This is a genomic window from Flavobacterium sp. CBA20B-1, from assembly GCF_028473145.1.
Classification (GTDB): Bacteria; Bacteroidota; Bacteroidia; order Flavobacteriales; family Flavobacteriaceae; genus Flavobacterium.
This window is the reverse complement of the sequence record NZ_CP092370.1, coordinates 2,645,810-2,662,891: the sequence shown is the minus strand read 5'-3', so window position 1 is coordinate 2,662,891 and position 17,082 is coordinate 2,645,810. Positions and strand designations below refer to the sequence as shown.

The window sequence follows — 17,082 nt, the reverse complement described above, 5'->3', positions numbered from 1 at the left end:
AATGAAAAAAATTCCATTTATTGACCTAAAATTGATATTACCCATTGGATAAAAACGATTACTGTATCAGTATTACTTCCAAAGCAATCGGGCTTTTTCTAAATCTTCTTTCGTATCAATACCAATACCGGTATGGTTTGTAAGCACCATTTGTATGGTTCTCCCATATTCTAAATAGCGAAGTTGTTCCAACTTTTCTGTTGCTTCTAAACCTTTCATTTGCCAGGTAGTAAAATCTAATAACGCATTTTTTCGATAGGCATAAACACCAATATGTTGGTAATAAGGCGCATAAGTTTTTCCATCTCGTGGAAATGGAATGGTTGCTCTCGAAAAATACAAAGCTTTCAAGTTTTGATCTACTACCACTTTTACATTGTTTGTATTATTGATTGTCTCTAAATCATCAATCTCGAACATCAACGATGCCAAATCTATTTTTTGTTCAAGATCATTTTTAAAAATAGCAATTAAATTTTCTAAATTTTCTTTACTGACAAAAGGTTCATCGCCTTGAACGTTTACTACGATATCACAATCGATATTCTTTACCACTTCGGCAATACGGTCGCTACCGCTTTCATGCGAATCACTGCTCATTACTACATTTACATGGTGCTGTTTTAATGAATTGAAAATAATCTCATGGTCGGTTGCTACTAAAACCTCATCAAAAAGTTGTGTGGCAACTGTTGCTAAATAGGTCTGCACTACCACTGGTTTTCCACCTAAATCTTGAACCAATTTAGCAGGAAAGCGTGTAGATGCATATCGTGCCGGTATAACGGCTATTATTTTTAAATTATTCATTTTATACTTTTTAAACAAATAGAATTATACATAACGAAGTTTCAATTTTGAGATGACATAGTTCGTTATATGAACCTGTACCGAAAAATCTACCCTTCAAAAAAATCATCGCTAAAACCGATTAAATATACTTTTTCTTTGGCACGTGTAAGTGCGGTATATAACCAGCGCATATAATCTTTATTAATGCCGTTTGGCAAATATGGTTGTTCTATAAAAACAGTGTCCCATTGTCCGCCTTGCGATTTGTGACAAGTTACTGCATACGCAAATTTAATTTGCAAGGCATTAAAATATTCATTGTTTTTCACCTTTTGCATTCTCCGAAAAGCAGTGGTTTCTTCTTGATAATCTAGCATCACTTCCTGATACAATCGGTTCGATTCTTCATAGGTTAAACTTGCCGATTCGGAATGCAAGGTATCTAACAAAACAATGGTATCAAACGGCGGCATATCGGGATAATCAATCATGCGGACTTTTACCGATGCAAACCTGAAACCATATAAATCGTGGTGTTTATAGATTTGTAAAATTTCCAAAATGTCGCCATTTGCTATAAAATCGGTGGTTTTGGAATCTTTCAACCAAAAGTAATTATTTTTTACCACCATGATGTAATCACCGGCACTCATTTCGCTTTCGTTGTCTAAAATTCGGGTTCTAATTTGCTGGTTGTATTGGTTAGCGCGTTTATTTGATCGCACAATAAAAATGGTTTCTTCGGTTCCTTTTTTAGAATAGGCATCGTGAATGGCATCAAGTGTTTCATAACCATCTTGCAAGCGAATGATATCTTTGAAAGGCTTTACATCGAATTCAAAAAAATCGTAAAATTCTTGCTGTAACTGTTCGCGAAGCTCGGTGGCGTTGTATAAAATCCCGGAATCTTCTTCCTGACGCATCACTTCGGTCAATTCAATAAAATCGACTTTCATTTGGTAATTCAATGCCAATTTATCTTCGTTTAACGCCGGGCTTTCGTCCATTCCAACAGGTGGTAACTGTGCTGTATCGCCCACAATAATGAGTTTGCAATTTTGACCAGAATACACATAATACATTAAATCGTCTAACAACGAACCGTGGGTGTACATGGTGGCATCGGTCACATTATCGGAAATCATCGACGATTCATCCACAATAAAAATGGTGTTTTTGTGTTTGTTTGCTTGCATGGTAAATGCCACACCCGAATTTTTATCTTTTTTGGGATAATAAATTTTTTTGTGAATGGTATATGCAGGTTGCTTGGCGTAATTTGATATTACTTTGGCAGCTCTACCCGTTGGTGCCAGCATTACATATTTTTTATTTACAAATGGTAATTGATGCACCAAATTAGACAGCAATGTGGTTTTTCCGGTACCGGCATATCCTTTTAAAACAAAAATTTCATCGGGGTTATCACTTAAAACAAACTGTGAAATCTTTTTTAAAAAGGCATCTTGCTTTAAGGTTAATTCAAACGGAAAAGTGTTTTTTAATTGTTGATAAAATTGCGTAATGGTCATTATTTGTAATCGGGTTTTCACAAAGATACTATTAATCAACAAAAAAATTGTACTTTTGATTCTTATACATTTTATGATTATGTTGAACGAATCGTTTCAAAAATTATACATACAAGTATCGTTTCAAAATTTTAGTTATTGCGTTAAAAATCAAGTAAACAATCAGGTTTCGCATATAAAGTCGTTTGCTTTAGATCCATATAAGACTATTGAACAGCAATTAGATGTTTTTTTTGATAAGGAAGAAGCTTTGCAAAGTGGTTTTCAAGACGTGGTGGTTTTGCACGATAATAATTTAAACACATTTGTACCTACGGCTTTGTTTGATGAAACTTCGCTGGGAAGCTATTTGCAATACAATACCAAGGTTTTTCCGACAGATTATTTTGATTACGACAACTTGCCACAAGCCGAAATGAACAATATTTATGTGCCTTATGTGGCATTTAACAATTATTTTTTAGATGTTTTTGGCAGTTTTACATTTCAGCACATAAACACCTCTTTGGTGCAGCATTTTTTGGCAAAATCTGCAAACGATGCGGTTGCCAATCTTTTTGTACACGTGGGCGCTACCCATTTTGAATTGGTACTCACAAAACAAAAAAAATTACTTTTTTTTAATAGCTACGAGTTTCAAACCAAAGAAGATTTTATTTACTATCTATTATTTGTTTTTGAACAACTGCAACTAAATCCAGAAACTCAAGCCGTTACATTTTATGGCAATATAAGCACCGGAAGCGATTTATACCAGATTGCTTATCGTTTTATACGCCATGTTTCAGTGGCCGATATGCAAACGCTTGCCCAAACACTTTCTGTGACATACCAAGAACTTAAACAACATTATATTTTATTGCACGCATGAGAATAGTTTCCGGAAAATTTAAAGGCCGACGCATCACAGCTCCAAAAAACCTACCTGTTCGCCCTACAACCGATTTAAGTAAAGAAGCATTGTTTAACATATTGAACCATCAATTTTCGTTTCGTGAGCTAAGAGTGCTTGATTTATTTGCCGGAACCGGTAACATCAGTTATGAATTTGCCTCGCGGGGTGCCGAACCGATTACTTGTGTTGATACCGATTTTGGTTGTATAAATTTTATAAAGAAAACAGCTGCACAGTTTGAGATGGATATCACCACGATAAAAAGTGATGTGTATAAGTTTTTAGAACGAAGCAAAGTAACATACGATATTATTTTTGCCGATCCACCTTATGATTTTTCGCAAGAACAATTTGATAAAATCTACCAATTGATCTTTGAAAATGAATTGCTCGAAGCCGATGGTTTATTGATTATTGAACACTCTACGCAAACAAAGATGGAGCATTTGGAGCGTTTTAGTAACAGCAGAAAATATGGCGGTTCTATTTTTTCGTTTTTTGAATATGAACAAGAAGAAATAGATGACGATGAAGAGAATTTTGATGAAGAGGATTGATTTTTTTTGTTCTCCCAACCAATCCCCTAAAAAGCCCCACTAGCAATTCAATTCTTTATTATAACATATTTATGTTACCAACTTTAAGTTAAAAGCGTATCTTTATAGATAGCTAACCAATCTCACCTTTTAACTATGGAAACAATTATCGGAACAATAGCAGGGATTTTGACATCTATGTCCATGCTTCCACAACTCATTAAAGTTTTAAAAGAAAAAGAAGTGGAGAACATTTCCCACGGAACCATCATTGTTTTAATTTGTGGAGTTGCACTTTGGGTGGTTTATGGAATTTTGAAAAATGAATGGCCCATTATTCTCTCTAACGGGTTTTCGGTCTTAGTAAATGTCACACTGCTTGTTTATTATCATCTTTACAAAAAAAAATAACTGTATTATTCATCTGTAAGCATTCTAAAAATCAAAAAGTTGGCTTTAGCAATTAACATCTATACGCTATTAAATAACATAAATATGCTATAAAAAACCATTTTTTATATATTTTATGGCTATCTTTAATTATATAAAAATTGAAGCTATGAAAAAGTATTTTTTATTTGGTAGTATCGGCTTTATGTGCTTGTTACTTACCAGTTGCGAAGCCGTAGAAACCATTTTTAAAGCTGGAATGTGGTGGGCTTTCTTTCTTGTTTTTCTTGTAATTGGAATCATTCTTTGGATTTTTTCTAAAATGAGAGGACGAAAATAACAATCATCTGCAAGTTTCTTTTAAAAATAAGCTTGCAGATTCCCTTAAAATAAAGTAGCTTTAAGTATATTAAAGCACACTAAAAAACACGCATATTACTTTAATACAAACGAAATGTTTTTCTTATGCGTTTACTAAATTTTACCGAAAATGGCTTCTATTGCATACCCGGAAATTTCTATATTGATCCATGGAAACCCGTTGATTATGCACTAATAACGCACGCGCATGCCGATCATGCCCGTTGGGGAATGAAACGCTATTTGTGTCATCATTTTACAGTACCTATCCTTCACAGCCGAATTGGCAAAGATATTCAGGTACAAGGTATTGCTTACAATGAGTCGCTAATTATAAACGGGGTAAAGGTTTCTTTTCACCCCGCAGGTCACATTATTGGTTCGGCTCAAATCCGAATGGAATATAAGGGAAAAATAGCTGTAGTTTCGGGTGATTACAAGTTACAAAATGATGGATTGTCAACCCCTTTTGAACCAGTTAAATGCCACGAATTTGTAACAGAAAGCACTTTTGGTTTGCCTATTTACAAATGGTCGTCTGTGGAACAATTGAATCAATTGATGCTCGATTGGGTCATTGCCAACCAAAAAAACGGTAAAACTTCTGTCTTTGTGGGATATTCTCTTGGAAAAGCGCAACGCATCCTGAAAGCTTTAAGCGGTGTTGGCCCCATATTCACTCACTATTCCATTGCAAAATTGAATGAAGCTTATAAAAGTGTGGGTGTTGACCTTCCCGATTATCAAATTGTTGACTTTCGTGAATCGGTGCAACATGTGAACCAAGCAGTTGTAATTGTGCCCCCTGCCTTAGTTGAAAGTACCGCTTTAAAGAAAATTCCTAACATGGCTTATGCCGTTTGTTCGGGTTGGATGCAAGTGCGCGGTGCAAGAAGATGGCGAAGTGCCGATGCGGGATTTGCCGTAAGTGACCATGCCGATTGGGACGGACTTTTAACTGCTGTGAAAGCTACAGAAGCCGAAAAAGTTTATGTTACCCACGGACAAACTGCTGCTTTTGCTAAATATCTTAATGAAAACGGGATGCATGCGGTAGAACTGCACACTGCTTTTGGAAATGAAGAAGAGGACGAACAAACACCGGAAAGCGTATGAAAGAATTTGCCCAGCTTATCCATACTTTAGACAGCACCAATAAAAATTTGCAAAAAATAGCAGCTATTGAATTGTTTATTAAAACAGCTTCAAATGAGGATAAACTATGGTTTTTGTCCCTTTTCACAGGCAAGCGCCCAAAAAGAAGCGTTACCACCAAGTTGCTTAAACAATGGATTTTAGAAGAAACAAAATTGCCAGAGTGGCTTTTTGCAGAAAGTTATGCAGCTGTGGGCGATTTAGGCGAAACCATTGCCCTTTTGCTACCCAACTATGAAACCCGATCCGAAAAATCGCTCAGCCAATATATGGATGAAATCACAGCTTTGAAAGATGCCACCGAAGACGAGAAACGAGCGTATGTGGTATCTAATTGGCATGCAATGAGCAGTACCGAACGATTTATTTTTAATAAACTACTGGGCGGAAGTTTTAGAATTGGTGTTTCCTCTAAAACCGTTATAAATGCTTTGGCAAAATATTTCGATAAGGAACCAGCGGCGGTAACTCACAGTATTATGGGAGAATGGAGGCGTGAAGATGTTGATTTTGAAGGATTAATCACCGGTGCATACACGCAAGTTAATAAAAGCAAACCCTATCCTTTTTGTTTGGCTTATGCGCTAGACAAAGACTTAAAGTCGCTCGGCAATATTTCCGATTGGCAAATTGAATATAAATGGGACGGCATTCGGGCACAAGTGATTAAAAGAGATGGTTCGTTTTTTATTTGGTCGCGTGGCGAGGAACTAATCACCAACCAATTTCCTGAAATCGAAGCAGCTTTTGCCAATTTTCCATATGATTTTGTGATTGATGGCGAACTTTTAGTGGTTAAAAATCAAGAAGTTTATAATTTCAGTGAACTTCAAAAAAGGCTCAACCGTAAAAAGCTTCCTAAAAAAATGCTTGATGAACTACCTGTTTCGTTATACATTTATGATGTGTTGGAATGGCAAAACCAAGATCTTCGAACAGAGGCATTAGCAAACAGAAGAGCTGTTTTAGAAAGATATTTCAACACACCAAATCAAGAATCTATCCATTTGTCGCCTGTTATCAATGAAAAAAGTTGGGATCAATTAGCGGCAATTCGCAACAATGCAAGAGCCATAAATAGTGAAGGATTAATGCTAAAAAACCTGCACTCGCCTTATCACACGGGCAGAAAACGCGGGGATTGGTGGAAATGGAAAACAGATCCATTAACCATTGATGCGGTGCTTATTTATGCACAAAAAGGAAGCGGACGAAGAAGCGGTTATTATACCGATTACACATTTGCTGTGAAAAACGGCAACGAATTGGTCACCATTGCCAAAGCATATTCAGGGCTTACCGATAAAGAAATTCAAGAAGTGAGTAAATTTGTAAACCAAAATGCCATTGAAAAGTTTGGTCCTGTGCGCACTGTAAAACCTGAATTGGTTTTTGAAATTGCTTTTGAAGGCATTGGTTTTAGCAGTCGGCACAAATCGGGAGTTGCTTTGCGGTTTCCCAGAATTTTACGTTGGCGCAAAGATAAAAACGCTACTCAAATTGATGACTTAGAAGATGTTAAAAGGCTAATTACCTAATATGAAAAACGTAAATACCACCGAAGGTTACCAAATTATTACCGATTGGATGCACCGCAACCAACAAACACCTTTTGAGTTTCAAGAACGCACTTGGAATTACTACCACAAAGGATACAGCGGTTTGGTAATTGCCCCCACAGGTTTTGGTAAAACATTTTCGGTGTTTTTGGCTGCTGCTATAGATTTTATGAATCGATATGATGAAACGAAAACCGGTTTAAAACTCATTTGGGTAACTCCCATCCGCTCATTGGCAAAAGATTTAGCAAGAGCTATGCAACATGCCGCTGATGAAATTGGCCTTGATTGGCAGGTTGAAGTGCGCAATGGCGACACCGATCCCAAACAAAAAGCAAAACAAATCAAGCAAATGCCCGATGTGCTCATTGTGACCCCCGAAAGTTTGCATTTGCTTTTAGCGCAAAAAAGCCGCGATCAATTTTTCAAAAATCTAGCTTGCATTGCTGTTGATGAATGGCACGAATTGCTGGGAAACAAGCGCGGCGTTATGGTTGAACTTGCTATTGCATATCTTAGAAGTACACTTCCCGCATTAAAAATTTGGGGAATTACAGCCACTATTGGCAATATAGATCAGGCAATGGATGTATTGTTGCCTAATTTTCCCAAAAAAATAAAAATTATTTCGAAAGAAAAAAAGCAGATAAAAATAGTGCCTGTTTATCCAGATCATGTGGACGTTTTGCCATGGGCTGGTCATCTTGGTAGTAAACTAACCAACAAAGTGGTACAACTTGTTTTAAAAAGTAAATCCACCCTTATTTTTACCAATACCCGCAGTCAAAGTGAGCTTTGGTATCAATTGTTATTGGATGCGCACCCCGATTTTGCTGGTCAAATTGCGCTTCATCATGGTTCTATAGATCATCATCTTCGTAAATGGATTGAAGAATCGCTGAGCAACGGGCAATTAAAAGCAGTTGTTTGCACCTCATCACTCGATTTAGGGGTTGATTTTAAACCTGTTGACACCGTGGTTCAAATAGGATCCAGCAAAGGTATTGCCCGGTTTCTTCAAAGAGCAGGCAGAAGTGGTCATTCTCCTTTTGAAACATCCACCATTTACTTTGTTCCTACCCATTCTTTGGAACTGCTTGAAGTTGCTGCTCTCAAAGATGCTTTTAAAAATAAAATCATCGAGAAACGAGAACCTTTGGTTTTAACATACGATGTGCTGATTCAGTTTTTAGTAACCTTGGCTTTGGGTGGCGGTTTTTACCCCGAAGAAACATTTCCAATCATTAAAAACACCCACGCTTTTCATTTTATCTCTGAAGAAGATTGGTTGTGGTGCTTGGCTTTTATCACCAAAGGCGGTAAATTGGGCGAACATTACGAAGAATTTCACAGGGTGTCGGTTGCCGATGACGGGAAATATGTGATTACTAAAAGAAGAATTGGCATGCTGCACCGCCTAAATATTGGTGTGATTGTAAGCGATGCCATGCTTCGAGTAAAATATGTTTCGGGCGGATATATCGGAATGGTAGAAGAATATTTTCTCACTAAATTAAAAGTTGGAGATAAATTTATATTAGCTGGAAGGGTTTTGGAATATGTTCGCATGAAAGAACTTACGGTTTTTGTACGCAACGCATCAGGAAAAGCCATCACGCCCAGTTGGTTGGGAGGCAGATTGCCTTTAAGTGCCGATTTAGGATCATTTTTGCGAAAAAAAATAGCCGAAGCAGCAAAAAGCGAATCAAAAGCGAAAGAAGTTGCTTTTTTAGGTCCTTTGTTGCAGTATCAAAAAAACTATTCCACCTTGCCCACTGATAAAGAATTTCTAGTAGAAAGCATTCATACACGAGAGGGGTATCATTTGTTTATGTATCCTTTAGAAGGAAGATTTGTGCACGAAGTGATGGCTACTGTAATTGCTTATCGTATAAGTAAACGTTTCCCGATTAGTTTTTCCATTGCAATGAACGATTTTGGTTTTGAGTTGTTTTCAGACCAACCCATTCCTATTAATGAAGAATTATTGCAAGAACTTTTAAGCAGTAACGGATTGATGGATGATGTGGTTGGAAGCATCAATGCAGCTGAAATGGCGCTGCACAAGTTCAGAGACATTGCCGTGATTGCAGGTTTGGTGATACAAACTTTTCCGGGTGCTCAACGAAACAACAAATCGCTTCAGGCATCGTCGGGAATTATTTTTAAAGTTTTAGAAGAAAACGAGCCTACTCATTTATTGGTAAAGCAAGCATACACCGAGGTTTTCAATCAACAATTAGAAGAAGTACGGTTGCAAAAAACCTTTCAAAGAATTGCTGAAAGCACCGTGTTATTACAATTTTCAGACCGATACACACCATTAAGTTTTCCGATTAAAGCAGATAGTTTAAGGCAATCGCTATCAAGTGAAGATTTAGCAACCCGTCTGGAACGAATGATTGAACGAAATTTAAAGAAAAAAAAGAAATGAAAATTATCGAAAAATTGTTGCATTTTGGCGGGCAAGAATTTCTATTAAACAATCAGCGAAGCATGTTTTGGCCTGCTTTACAAACATTGATTTTTTCGGATTTGCATTCTGGTAAAAGTGCCTACTTTCGGAAAAATGGCATTGCAATGCCTTCTTATTTGCACACACTTGATTTGCAACGATTAAAAAATTTAATTTTGCATTATCAACCAAAAAACATCCTTATTGTTGGCGATTTAATCCACGCAGGAAACAACAAAGAAGTAACTGATTTAAAACAACTTATCGCAGAACATGATGCCATTAATTTTCAACTAGTGAAGGGAAACCACGACCGTTTGCCCGATTCGTTCATAAAAAGTTTAGGTTTTAAAAATATTTACCAGCATTTGGAAATTTGCGGTATTTTGGTGGTTCATGAACCTATAGAAAATCAAAAGCTACCAGCTATATCGGGACACTTACATCCGGGAGTTCAAATTCCGTTGTTAAAAAATAAAAGCAAACGATTGCCTTGTTTTATGGTTCAAAAAAATCAGTTGATTTTACCTGCATTTAGCGGATTTACCGGAATGGCCGTGCAAAAAACAAAAGGCGCTACTACTTTCTATGGGTTTTATGAATCAGTTTTTTTTGTTGTTCAAGAAGATTGAATTTGCCTTTGTTTTACTCCAACAATTTTAGCAACTTATTTCTTTAATTGCTCTTTAAAAACCTTTTTGAATTTTTCCACTTTTGGTTGAATCACTAATCGGCAATAAGCTTTATCCGGATTGTTTTCGTAATAATTTTGATGGTATTCTTCGGCCGGATAAAAAGTTTTGAACAATGATACTTCTGTAACAATGGGCTGGTTGTATGCTTTTTCTTTGTTTAATGCATCAATATAAAATTCAGCCAATTCTTTTTGTTCCGAATTATGGTAAAAAATTGCCGAGCGGTACTGCGTTCCAATATCATTTCCTTGTCGATTCAATTGTGTGGGATCGTGGGCTATGAAAAAAGCTTGCAACAATTCTCTGTATGAAATCACTCGTGGATTAAAAACAATAGCACACGCCTCCGCATGCCCCGTGTTTCCAGAAGTTACTTCTTCGTAAGTTGGATTAGAAAGCGTTCCACCAGTATATCCCGATGTAACCGAAAGCACACCATTTAACTGCTTAAACTGTTCTTCTACACACCAAAAACATCCTGCTGCAAACGTTGCTGTATCTGTAACAACTTGTGTAGATGGCTTATTAGAGGCGGTGTTTCGGGTGGCAAATTCAGTAGTTTTCTTGTTGCAACCCAAAATAGGCATAATGAAAAAACTAGCTAAAATGATGCTGAACGTATTAATAAAAATCGATGATTTCATGTTTGCTTTCTTTTTGTGGATTATAAAATTACAAAGAATGGAATGTTTAATGATGAAAGAATTCCCTAACAACACGTTAAAAATATTTCTTTATTTTAACATTAATTCCAAATTACAATAAAAAATTACTACTTTGCTAATCGAATTCCTGTGAATTGCGACCTTAAATTGGGATAGAAAAAATTGCGGTATGTTTTACGGCTGTGGTTTGCTGGTGTAGCAATCGAAGCTCCACGCAAAACCATTTGGCTCACCATAAATTTGCCATTGTATTCGCCCACAGCACCTGCTTCTTTTTGAAATCCTGGATAAGGTAAATAGGCCGAATTTGTCCATTCCCAACAACTTCCCCAATTTAATTCTTCGGCTGCAACCTCCCACTCTACTTCGGTTGGCAAACGCATTTCTTTCCATTGGGCAAAAGCTGCTGCTTCGTAAAAGCTTACATGACAAACCGCTTGTTGCCTGTTTATTTCCTGCAATCCATTGAACGTGTAATACATCCATCTGTCATCAATAAAATGCCAATAAAGCGGTGCTTCTATTTGATGCTTTTGCACCCAATCCCAACCTTCTGCATGCCAATACTTAAAATCATGATAACCACCCGATTCTATAAATTGCAGATACTCTTCATTGGTAACGGGCGATGTTGCAATCTGAAAACGATTCAAAAAAACCTTGTGTCTGTTCTTTTCATTGTCAAAACAAAATCCGTCACCATTATAACCAATTTCATAAATACCTTCGTTAATAGTACACATTGAATCATCTAAAAACACTTTGTTTTCTGGCATTTTTTTGGATTCGTAAACAGGAAAAAGCGGGTTGTGTCCCAAGATATATTTTATATCTGCCAAAAGTAGCTCTTGGTGTTGCTGTTCATGATTTAATCCCAATTCCAATAACGGATGTAAATGCTCCGTAAAGTGGATACTTTGTAAAAAAAGCACCATTTGCGCATCTACATACGCCCTATATTGATAAATTTCTGCAACAGACGGACGGCTTAAATTACCTCTGTCGGTACGGATTACACGTGCACCAATTGTTTCGTAATAACTATTAAACACATAATTATAATTGGTGTTAAAAACTTGATAATCTGGCAAATGTGGTTGCAACAAAAAAGTTTCAAAGAACCAAGTAGTATGTCCTAAGTGCCATTTCGGCGGACTCACATCAACTATTGGTTGCACCACATAATCCTCAGTTTGTAAAGGTTTGCAAATAGTTTCTGTATGCATGCGAATGTGGCGATACATTGCCAGCCAATCTGTTTTTTTGGTTGTATTTTTACTAGAAGTGTTTTGATCCATTTTTTTCTTTTTTTAAGCCATCCAAATAGCATCAATAAACCATTTTTTAGAGTCACTAATATTTTTTAGCGACTGAAAGCCCGAGTGATGCATTAAATGATGGATTTGTTCGGTGGTGAATTTCTGTGAAATTTCCATGTCTATCAACTCATTTGCTTCAAAATCAATCACTTCATCATCAATTGTCACCTTTTGTTTACAAATACTAACCAAATAACTGCGGCATGCACCTGAAACAGGATCATAAATCGGATAATGTTGAAAATTTTCTATTTTGAAATCAGCATGCAATTCACGATTGATACGGTTTAAAAGATTCACGTTAAATGCTGCCGTAATTCCTTCAGAATCATTGTATGCAGCAAGAATGGTATGCGGATTTTTCTTTAAATCGAACCCCATAAGTACCATATCGCCCGGATGCAACTTGCTGTGCAGTTTTTTACAAAAAAACAATGCTTCGTCTGCTTCCATATTGCCGATATTTCCTCCTAAAAAAAGAACCACTTTACGGTTTTCGGATTGCTTGGTGGCTTGTTCTAGCATTTCAAAATAATCACCTTGCATTGGAACGACGGATAGCTGGGGCAATTTCGTTTCCATTTGCTGCACCAATTCCGACAAAATATTTTCGGAAATATCAATAGGAAGATAACTAAACGCTGCTTTTTTTTCTAGTAAATGTTGCAATAAATAAACCGATTTTGTGGCATCTCCAGCTCCTAATTCAATTAAATCGAACGGTGTGTGATTGTGCATTATCACTTCGACAATTTCACTGGTTTTGTTTTTAAAAATGTCTAGTTCACAATTTGTGAGATAGTATTCAGGCATTTTCATGATGGCTTGAAAAAGTCGGTCGCCAATTTTATCATAAAAATATTTAGACGGAAGTTTTTTATTTTCTTGGTTTAATCCCCTCAAAATATCAGCTCGAAAAATATCAGAATTTTGATTGATTTGATCTGGAGGATTAACAGCGTGTTCAGTTTTCATAACAATTTATTTTACAATAATCACGCAAATACCTTGCCCCAAAATAGAAATTTAGAGCATGAAATCAATAAATTCAAACCAAAACTTATACATTAAGAAAGTATTGACCATTCTAAAGAGCTTTCTCTTTAATAAGATTAAAATATGCCGATTTTTATTTAAAAATTGGTAGCAACAAAAGCTTTAAAATATTTACAATAAAAATTACTTACTTAAAATTAGTCTATAAACAAACCATTGTTAAAATAAAATAGCATATAAAAATCCCTTTTTAAGGTTTTTTTATACAATGTGGGGATTTTTTTACCATAATTTTTTGATAAAAAGTGGGTGGGTTTTATCAAAAAAAATTATTTTTAAAAATAAACAATTGATTTTAAGATTATTACATTGCATATCTATTTATTTGGCACTTAAATTGTTTTATACATTATGCTTTGAAATAGAAATGACACCTTTGGTGTAAAAACGCCCGATATTAAGTTATTGGGCGTTTTATTAAACTAAACTTACCTATGTTATCCGCAATAAAAAGTATTTACATCGATCGTGAAATCAAAAAAGATTTAAGTAGCTCACAAATTTTCAACCTCGGTATCGTATCGGCAAACTTGGACGATTTTAACAACAGATTTCAAACAAATATCGTTTTGGAATTTGACAGTTTTACAAATATGTTTTCATGTTTATCAGACAAAAATGATTTAGGTGTTTGGTTTTGCGACGGAATTGGCGAATTATTAGCATTTGCCAATAACCCCAACAACCATAAAAAAGATATTATTGATAAATATATAAACAGCAGAAAAACAGAAGTTGATCATTTGCGTATTTCTCCCTTATTTGAATCGTACCGAAAAAGATATATTCATTATGCACCGATTGGTTTTTTAAATGATGTCAATGAAATGTATATTAAAAATCAAATGGATATGCTATTAGATGTTAAAGTAGTTGCTTAGTAACTAATTATTATTATTTGAATTAGTTCAAAAATATACTTTTTAATATACAAAAAATAAAAATATGTAAAATATCCCCGCTTTGTAGAAACAAACATTAATTTGTGGGTAATTTATAAAACACAAAAAAGTAATAAAGTATATTAATATACTTTATTTTAAAAATCTAAAAAAGTAATATGTATCATTTATAATTTAAGAATTATAGAATCAACACATATCTCCTAATAATCTAAAAACCAATGATTTTTATAGGTAAAATATTAAGTATTGCATCTTCATGCTCTCAAAATATCGGGAATAATTAAGATAATCACAGCAACTTGTATTGTAGATAAATGATTTTTAACAAACCGAATTATATCCTTTAAATTTTAAAAGCACAAATTTTGCTTTAAAAAAATAGTACAAAAACATACTTTATAAAATTTTGTTAAAAATTAAGTATAAAAATATACTATATAAAATGTTATTAATATATTTACATACTAATAATTTTTAGAGTAACCGATTTTTTATATAACTTATTTTAAATCATTATGAGTAAAAAAGTAATAATATATCTAAATTTTATTAGCCTTTTGGCAACCATATTGGTGAATTATTTGCTGAATACAGGAACAATGAATAGCAATACAATGAAAAGTATATCAGACAGCTATTTCAATATGTTTACACCCGCAGGGTACGCATTCAGCATTTGGGGCATTATTTATTTGTTGTTGATAGCACATACCATATATAGTTTTTATCAGTTAACAAAAAAAAATAATAGCTCCATCATAGATTCCATAGGGCTCACGTTTATAGCCACCAACGTTGTTAATTGTTTATGGGTTTATTTTTGGTTGAACGATGCAATTCTTATGTGCCTGATTTTGATGATTGTGTTATTGATTTTATTGCTACGCATTCTACTCAACAGTCAGCAATTGCAACCTAAAATTGCAGTGAGAAACCTATTCATTACATGCCCATTTGCTATATATGTCGGTTGGGTTTCAGTAGCGCTCATTGCAAATACAGCCGTTTGGCTTACAAAAATAGAATGGAAACCAATTTTTTTTACAGAAGTAGGCTGGACAATTTTAATGCTAATTATCGCCGGAATCATTGGCGTATATATCAGTTGGAAATACAATGCGATTGCGTTTGGTGTGGCTGTTGCTTGGGGAGTTGCAGCAGTAGCGGTAAGTAATTTTAATGAAAATTTTAATATTGTAATCACAGCCGTTATTGTATGCATCGCCATATTATCAGTTTGTTTATACCGTTTAATGCACAAAATAATACCCGCAGATTAATTGAATAAATATTTATCGAATACTTAAATCCTTGTAAATTATATAACTATTAAATTGATTAATTATGAAAATTAGAACATCCTTAAAAAAGTTTGCAAGTGCAACATTTGCATTCGCATTCCTTGCATTAACCACTTCGTGTAACGACGATGAGTCAACACCAATAATGCCTCAGCAAAAAACAATCGCAACCATTGTAAGCGAAAATGCAGATTACAGCCTTTTAAAAGCTGCTGTAACAAAAGCAAATTTAGGAGAAACACTAAACGGCACCGGCCCTTTTACAGTGTTTGCACCCAACAATCAAGCATTTGCAGCTTCGGGTATTTCCCAACAAACCATTAACAGCCTTTCAGAAACCGCTTTAAGCGATATTTTATTATATCATACATTGGCTGCAAAAGTAATGGCTGCAGATGTACCCGCAGGACCGAACGCTGAAGTTACAACTGTTGGTGGTGACAAAATATACGTTACCAAAGACAGCAGAGGGGTATTTGTAAACGGTTGGAAAGTAACCACTGCCGATATCGCCGCATCAAACGGAGTTATTCATTCAATTGAGCGTGTATTAATGCCGCCAACACAAGATATCGTAGAAATGGCACAAGCAAACTCAAACCTCTCTTACTTAGTAGCAGCTGTATTACGTGCTAGCGAAGGTTCAACAAACGTTGCTAATATACTTGCAACTACAAATAATCTAACTGTATTTGCACCAACCAATCAAGCATTTATAGACGCTGGTTTTCCTACCATAGCATCAATACAAAATGCAGATCCAGCTGCTTTAACATCAATACTAACTTATCACGTGATTGCTGCTCGTGCATTCTCATCTGACCTATCAAATGGTCAATCACTAAATACTGTAAATGGTGGAACATTAATGGTAGCTTTAGGAAATCAAGCAACCGTAAAAGGCAATGGAAACAGCACACCTTCTGTAATTACATCAGTAAATATGTTGGCAACAAATGGCGTAGTTCATTTAATTGACCGAGTTTTACTTCCATAATAATAGTTAAATGTTATTTTATTGAGTGTTCAAACCGTCTCACAAGTTGAGGCGGTTTTTTTATGCAAATAGGCACTGTACATTTTATTTTTTTGGGTAACTGATTATAAAATTTAGATATTTATCCTTAAATATAATGATTAAATGCTTTTGATGAGATTTTTAGCTTTCTTATAACAGATTCATGGATTTACTCGGATTTTCAACAATATACAGCAATACAATATACAGCAATACAATATACAGCATTACAATATACAGCATTACAATATACAGCATTACAATATACAGCATTACAATATACAGCATTACAATATACAGCATTACAATATACAGCATTACAATATACAGCATTACAATATACAGCATTACAATATACAGCATTACAATATACAGCATTACAATATACAGCAATACAATATACAACCTACATTATACAGTAATCATCAGCTAACCGCAATAGGGATTGC

17 protein-coding genes are annotated in these 17,082 nt (G+C 35.1%); 11 read left to right on the top strand and 6 right to left on the bottom strand.

Annotation, left to right across the window (positions count from 1 at the left end; translation table 11 throughout):
* Nucleotides 1-72: 72 nt before the first annotated feature.
* Nucleotides 73-810: a 3-deoxy-manno-octulosonate cytidylyltransferase gene (gene kdsB / locus MG290_RS13000; RefSeq protein WP_264561677.1), complete on the bottom strand. Its 738-nt coding sequence runs from the start codon at nucleotides 808-810 to the stop codon at nucleotides 73-75.
* An 89-nt stretch (nucleotides 811-899) separates the two neighbouring features.
* Nucleotides 900-2,324 (bottom strand): ATP-dependent DNA helicase, encoded by a 1,425-nt coding sequence (locus MG290_RS12995; protein ID WP_264563212.1) that lies wholly within the window; start codon nucleotides 2,322-2,324, stop codon nucleotides 900-902.
* Between the two features lie 55 nt (nucleotides 2,325-2,379).
* On the opposite strand from MG290_RS12995, the gene MG290_RS12990 reads away from it, so the two are divergent.
* From MG290_RS12990 to pdeM, 8 genes are all read left to right on the top strand, one after another.
* Nucleotides 2,380-3,195 carry a DUF3822 family protein gene (locus tag MG290_RS12990; RefSeq protein ID WP_272585652.1) on the top strand — a complete coding sequence of 272 codons (816 nt, stop codon included), beginning with the start codon at nucleotides 2,380-2,382 and terminating at the stop codon, nucleotides 3,193-3,195.
* Nucleotides 3,192-3,776 (top strand): 16S rRNA (guanine(966)-N(2))-methyltransferase RsmD, encoded by a 585-nt coding sequence (gene rsmD / locus MG290_RS12985; protein WP_264561675.1) that lies wholly within the window; start codon nucleotides 3,192-3,194, stop codon nucleotides 3,774-3,776. Before MG290_RS12990 ends, rsmD begins: the two co-directional genes overlap by 4 nt.
* 135 nt (nucleotides 3,777-3,911) lie before the next feature.
* Nucleotides 3,912-4,166: a SemiSWEET transporter gene (locus MG290_RS12980; protein WP_264561674.1), complete on the top strand. Its 255-nt coding sequence runs from the start codon at nucleotides 3,912-3,914 to the stop codon at nucleotides 4,164-4,166.
* Between the two features lie 148 nt (nucleotides 4,167-4,314).
* Nucleotides 4,315-4,485 carry a phosphatidate cytidylyltransferase gene (locus MG290_RS12975; RefSeq protein ID WP_257498293.1) on the top strand — a complete coding sequence of 57 codons (171 nt, stop codon included), beginning with the start codon at nucleotides 4,315-4,317 and terminating at the stop codon, nucleotides 4,483-4,485.
* Nucleotides 4,486-4,610: 125 nt separating this feature from the next.
* A complete protein-coding gene (locus MG290_RS12970) occupies nucleotides 4,611-5,621 on the top strand; it encodes a ligase-associated DNA damage response exonuclease (protein WP_264561673.1) in 1,011 nt (336 codons plus the stop codon).
* Nucleotides 5,618-7,198: an ATP-dependent DNA ligase gene (locus MG290_RS12965; RefSeq protein WP_264561672.1), complete on the top strand. Its 1,581-nt coding sequence runs from the start codon at nucleotides 5,618-5,620 to the stop codon at nucleotides 7,196-7,198. Before MG290_RS12970 ends, MG290_RS12965 begins: the two co-directional genes overlap by 4 nt.
* Before the next feature lies 1 nt (nucleotide 7,199).
* On the top strand, nucleotides 7,200-9,653 hold the full coding sequence (locus tag MG290_RS12960; protein WP_264561671.1) for a ligase-associated DNA damage response DEXH box helicase: 2,454 nt from the start codon (nucleotides 7,200-7,202) through the stop codon (nucleotides 9,651-9,653).
* Nucleotides 9,650-10,306: a ligase-associated DNA damage response endonuclease PdeM gene (gene pdeM, locus MG290_RS12955; protein ID WP_264561670.1), complete on the top strand. Its 657-nt coding sequence runs from the start codon at nucleotides 9,650-9,652 to the stop codon at nucleotides 10,304-10,306. Before MG290_RS12960 ends, pdeM begins: the two co-directional genes overlap by 4 nt.
* A 35-nt stretch (nucleotides 10,307-10,341) precedes the next feature.
* On the opposite strand, the gene msrA is transcribed toward pdeM, so the two are convergent.
* From msrA to egtD, 3 genes are all read right to left on the bottom strand, one after another.
* Nucleotides 10,342-11,013, bottom strand: coding sequence for a peptide-methionine (S)-S-oxide reductase MsrA (gene msrA / locus MG290_RS12950; protein WP_264561669.1), 672 nt, complete (start codon nucleotides 11,011-11,013; stop codon nucleotides 10,342-10,344).
* 128 nt (nucleotides 11,014-11,141) lie between these two features.
* Nucleotides 11,142-12,332 (bottom strand): ergothioneine biosynthesis protein EgtB, encoded by a 1,191-nt coding sequence (egtB, locus tag MG290_RS12945; RefSeq protein ID WP_264561668.1) that lies wholly within the window; start codon nucleotides 12,330-12,332, stop codon nucleotides 11,142-11,144.
* Between the two features lie 12 nt (nucleotides 12,333-12,344).
* Nucleotides 12,345-13,328 carry an L-histidine N(alpha)-methyltransferase gene (gene egtD, locus MG290_RS12940; protein ID WP_264561667.1) on the bottom strand — a complete coding sequence of 328 codons (984 nt, stop codon included), beginning with the start codon at nucleotides 13,326-13,328 and terminating at the stop codon, nucleotides 12,345-12,347.
* Nucleotides 13,329-13,843: 515 nt separating this feature from the next.
* On the opposite strand from egtD, the gene MG290_RS12935 reads away from it, so the two are divergent.
* From MG290_RS12935 to MG290_RS12925, 3 genes are all read left to right on the top strand, one after another.
* Nucleotides 13,844-14,290, top strand: coding sequence for a hypothetical protein (locus MG290_RS12935; RefSeq protein ID WP_264561666.1), 447 nt, complete (start codon nucleotides 13,844-13,846; stop codon nucleotides 14,288-14,290).
* Between the two features lie 539 nt (nucleotides 14,291-14,829).
* Nucleotides 14,830-15,594, top strand: a complete 765-nt coding sequence (locus tag MG290_RS12930; RefSeq protein ID WP_264561665.1) for a tryptophan-rich sensory protein — start codon at nucleotides 14,830-14,832, stop codon at nucleotides 15,592-15,594.
* A gap of 64 nt (nucleotides 15,595-15,658) precedes the next feature.
* Complete coding sequence (locus tag MG290_RS12925) at nucleotides 15,659-16,612, top strand: fasciclin domain-containing protein (RefSeq protein ID WP_264561664.1); 954 nt, start codon at nucleotides 15,659-15,661, stop codon at nucleotides 16,610-16,612.
* Between the two features lie 171 nt (nucleotides 16,613-16,783).
* Here MG290_RS12925 and MG290_RS12920 read toward each other — a convergent pair whose 3' ends face one another.
* A complete protein-coding gene (locus MG290_RS12920) occupies nucleotides 16,784-17,011 on the bottom strand; it encodes a hypothetical protein (RefSeq protein ID WP_264561663.1) in 228 nt (75 codons plus the stop codon).
* Nucleotides 17,012-17,082: the final 71 nt, after the last annotated feature.

What these genes read in the sequence shown, in the direction of transcription:
- kdsB (WP_264561677.1), bottom strand. Translation starts at nt 810, where the DNA reads ATGAATAATTTAAAAATAATAGCCGTTATACCGGCACGATATGCATCT.
- MG290_RS12995 (WP_264563212.1), bottom strand. Translation starts at nt 2,324, where the DNA reads ATGACCATTACGCAATTTTATCAACAATTAAAAAACACTTTTCCGTTT.
- rsmD (WP_264561675.1), top strand. Translation starts at nt 3,192, where the DNA reads ATGAGAATAGTTTCCGGAAAATTTAAAGGCCGACGCATCACAGCTCCA.
- MG290_RS12980 (WP_264561674.1), top strand. Translation starts at nt 3,912, where the DNA reads ATGGAAACAATTATCGGAACAATAGCAGGGATTTTGACATCTATGTCC.
- MG290_RS12975 (WP_257498293.1), top strand. Translation starts at nt 4,315, where the DNA reads ATGAAAAAGTATTTTTTATTTGGTAGTATCGGCTTTATGTGCTTGTTA.
- MG290_RS12970 (WP_264561673.1), top strand. Translation starts at nt 4,611, where the DNA reads ATGCGTTTACTAAATTTTACCGAAAATGGCTTCTATTGCATACCCGGA.
- MG290_RS12965 (WP_264561672.1), top strand. Translation starts at nt 5,618, where the DNA reads ATGAAAGAATTTGCCCAGCTTATCCATACTTTAGACAGCACCAATAAA.
- MG290_RS12960 (WP_264561671.1), top strand. Translation starts at nt 7,200, where the DNA reads ATGAAAAACGTAAATACCACCGAAGGTTACCAAATTATTACCGATTGG.
- pdeM (WP_264561670.1), top strand. Translation starts at nt 9,650, where the DNA reads ATGAAAATTATCGAAAAATTGTTGCATTTTGGCGGGCAAGAATTTCTA.
- msrA (WP_264561669.1), bottom strand. Translation starts at nt 11,013, where the DNA reads ATGAAATCATCGATTTTTATTAATACGTTCAGCATCATTTTAGCTAGT.
- egtB (WP_264561668.1), bottom strand. Translation starts at nt 12,332, where the DNA reads ATGGATCAAAACACTTCTAGTAAAAATACAACCAAAAAAACAGATTGG.
- egtD (WP_264561667.1), bottom strand. Translation starts at nt 13,328, where the DNA reads ATGAAAACTGAACACGCTGTTAATCCTCCAGATCAAATCAATCAAAAT.
- MG290_RS12935 (WP_264561666.1), top strand. Translation starts at nt 13,844, where the DNA reads ATGTTATCCGCAATAAAAAGTATTTACATCGATCGTGAAATCAAAAAA.
- MG290_RS12930 (WP_264561665.1), top strand. Translation starts at nt 14,830, where the DNA reads ATGAGTAAAAAAGTAATAATATATCTAAATTTTATTAGCCTTTTGGCA.
- MG290_RS12925 (WP_264561664.1), top strand. Translation starts at nt 15,659, where the DNA reads ATGAAAATTAGAACATCCTTAAAAAAGTTTGCAAGTGCAACATTTGCA.
- MG290_RS12920 (WP_264561663.1), bottom strand. Translation starts at nt 17,011, where the DNA reads ATGCTGTATATTGTAATGCTGTATATTGTAATGCTGTATATTGTAATG.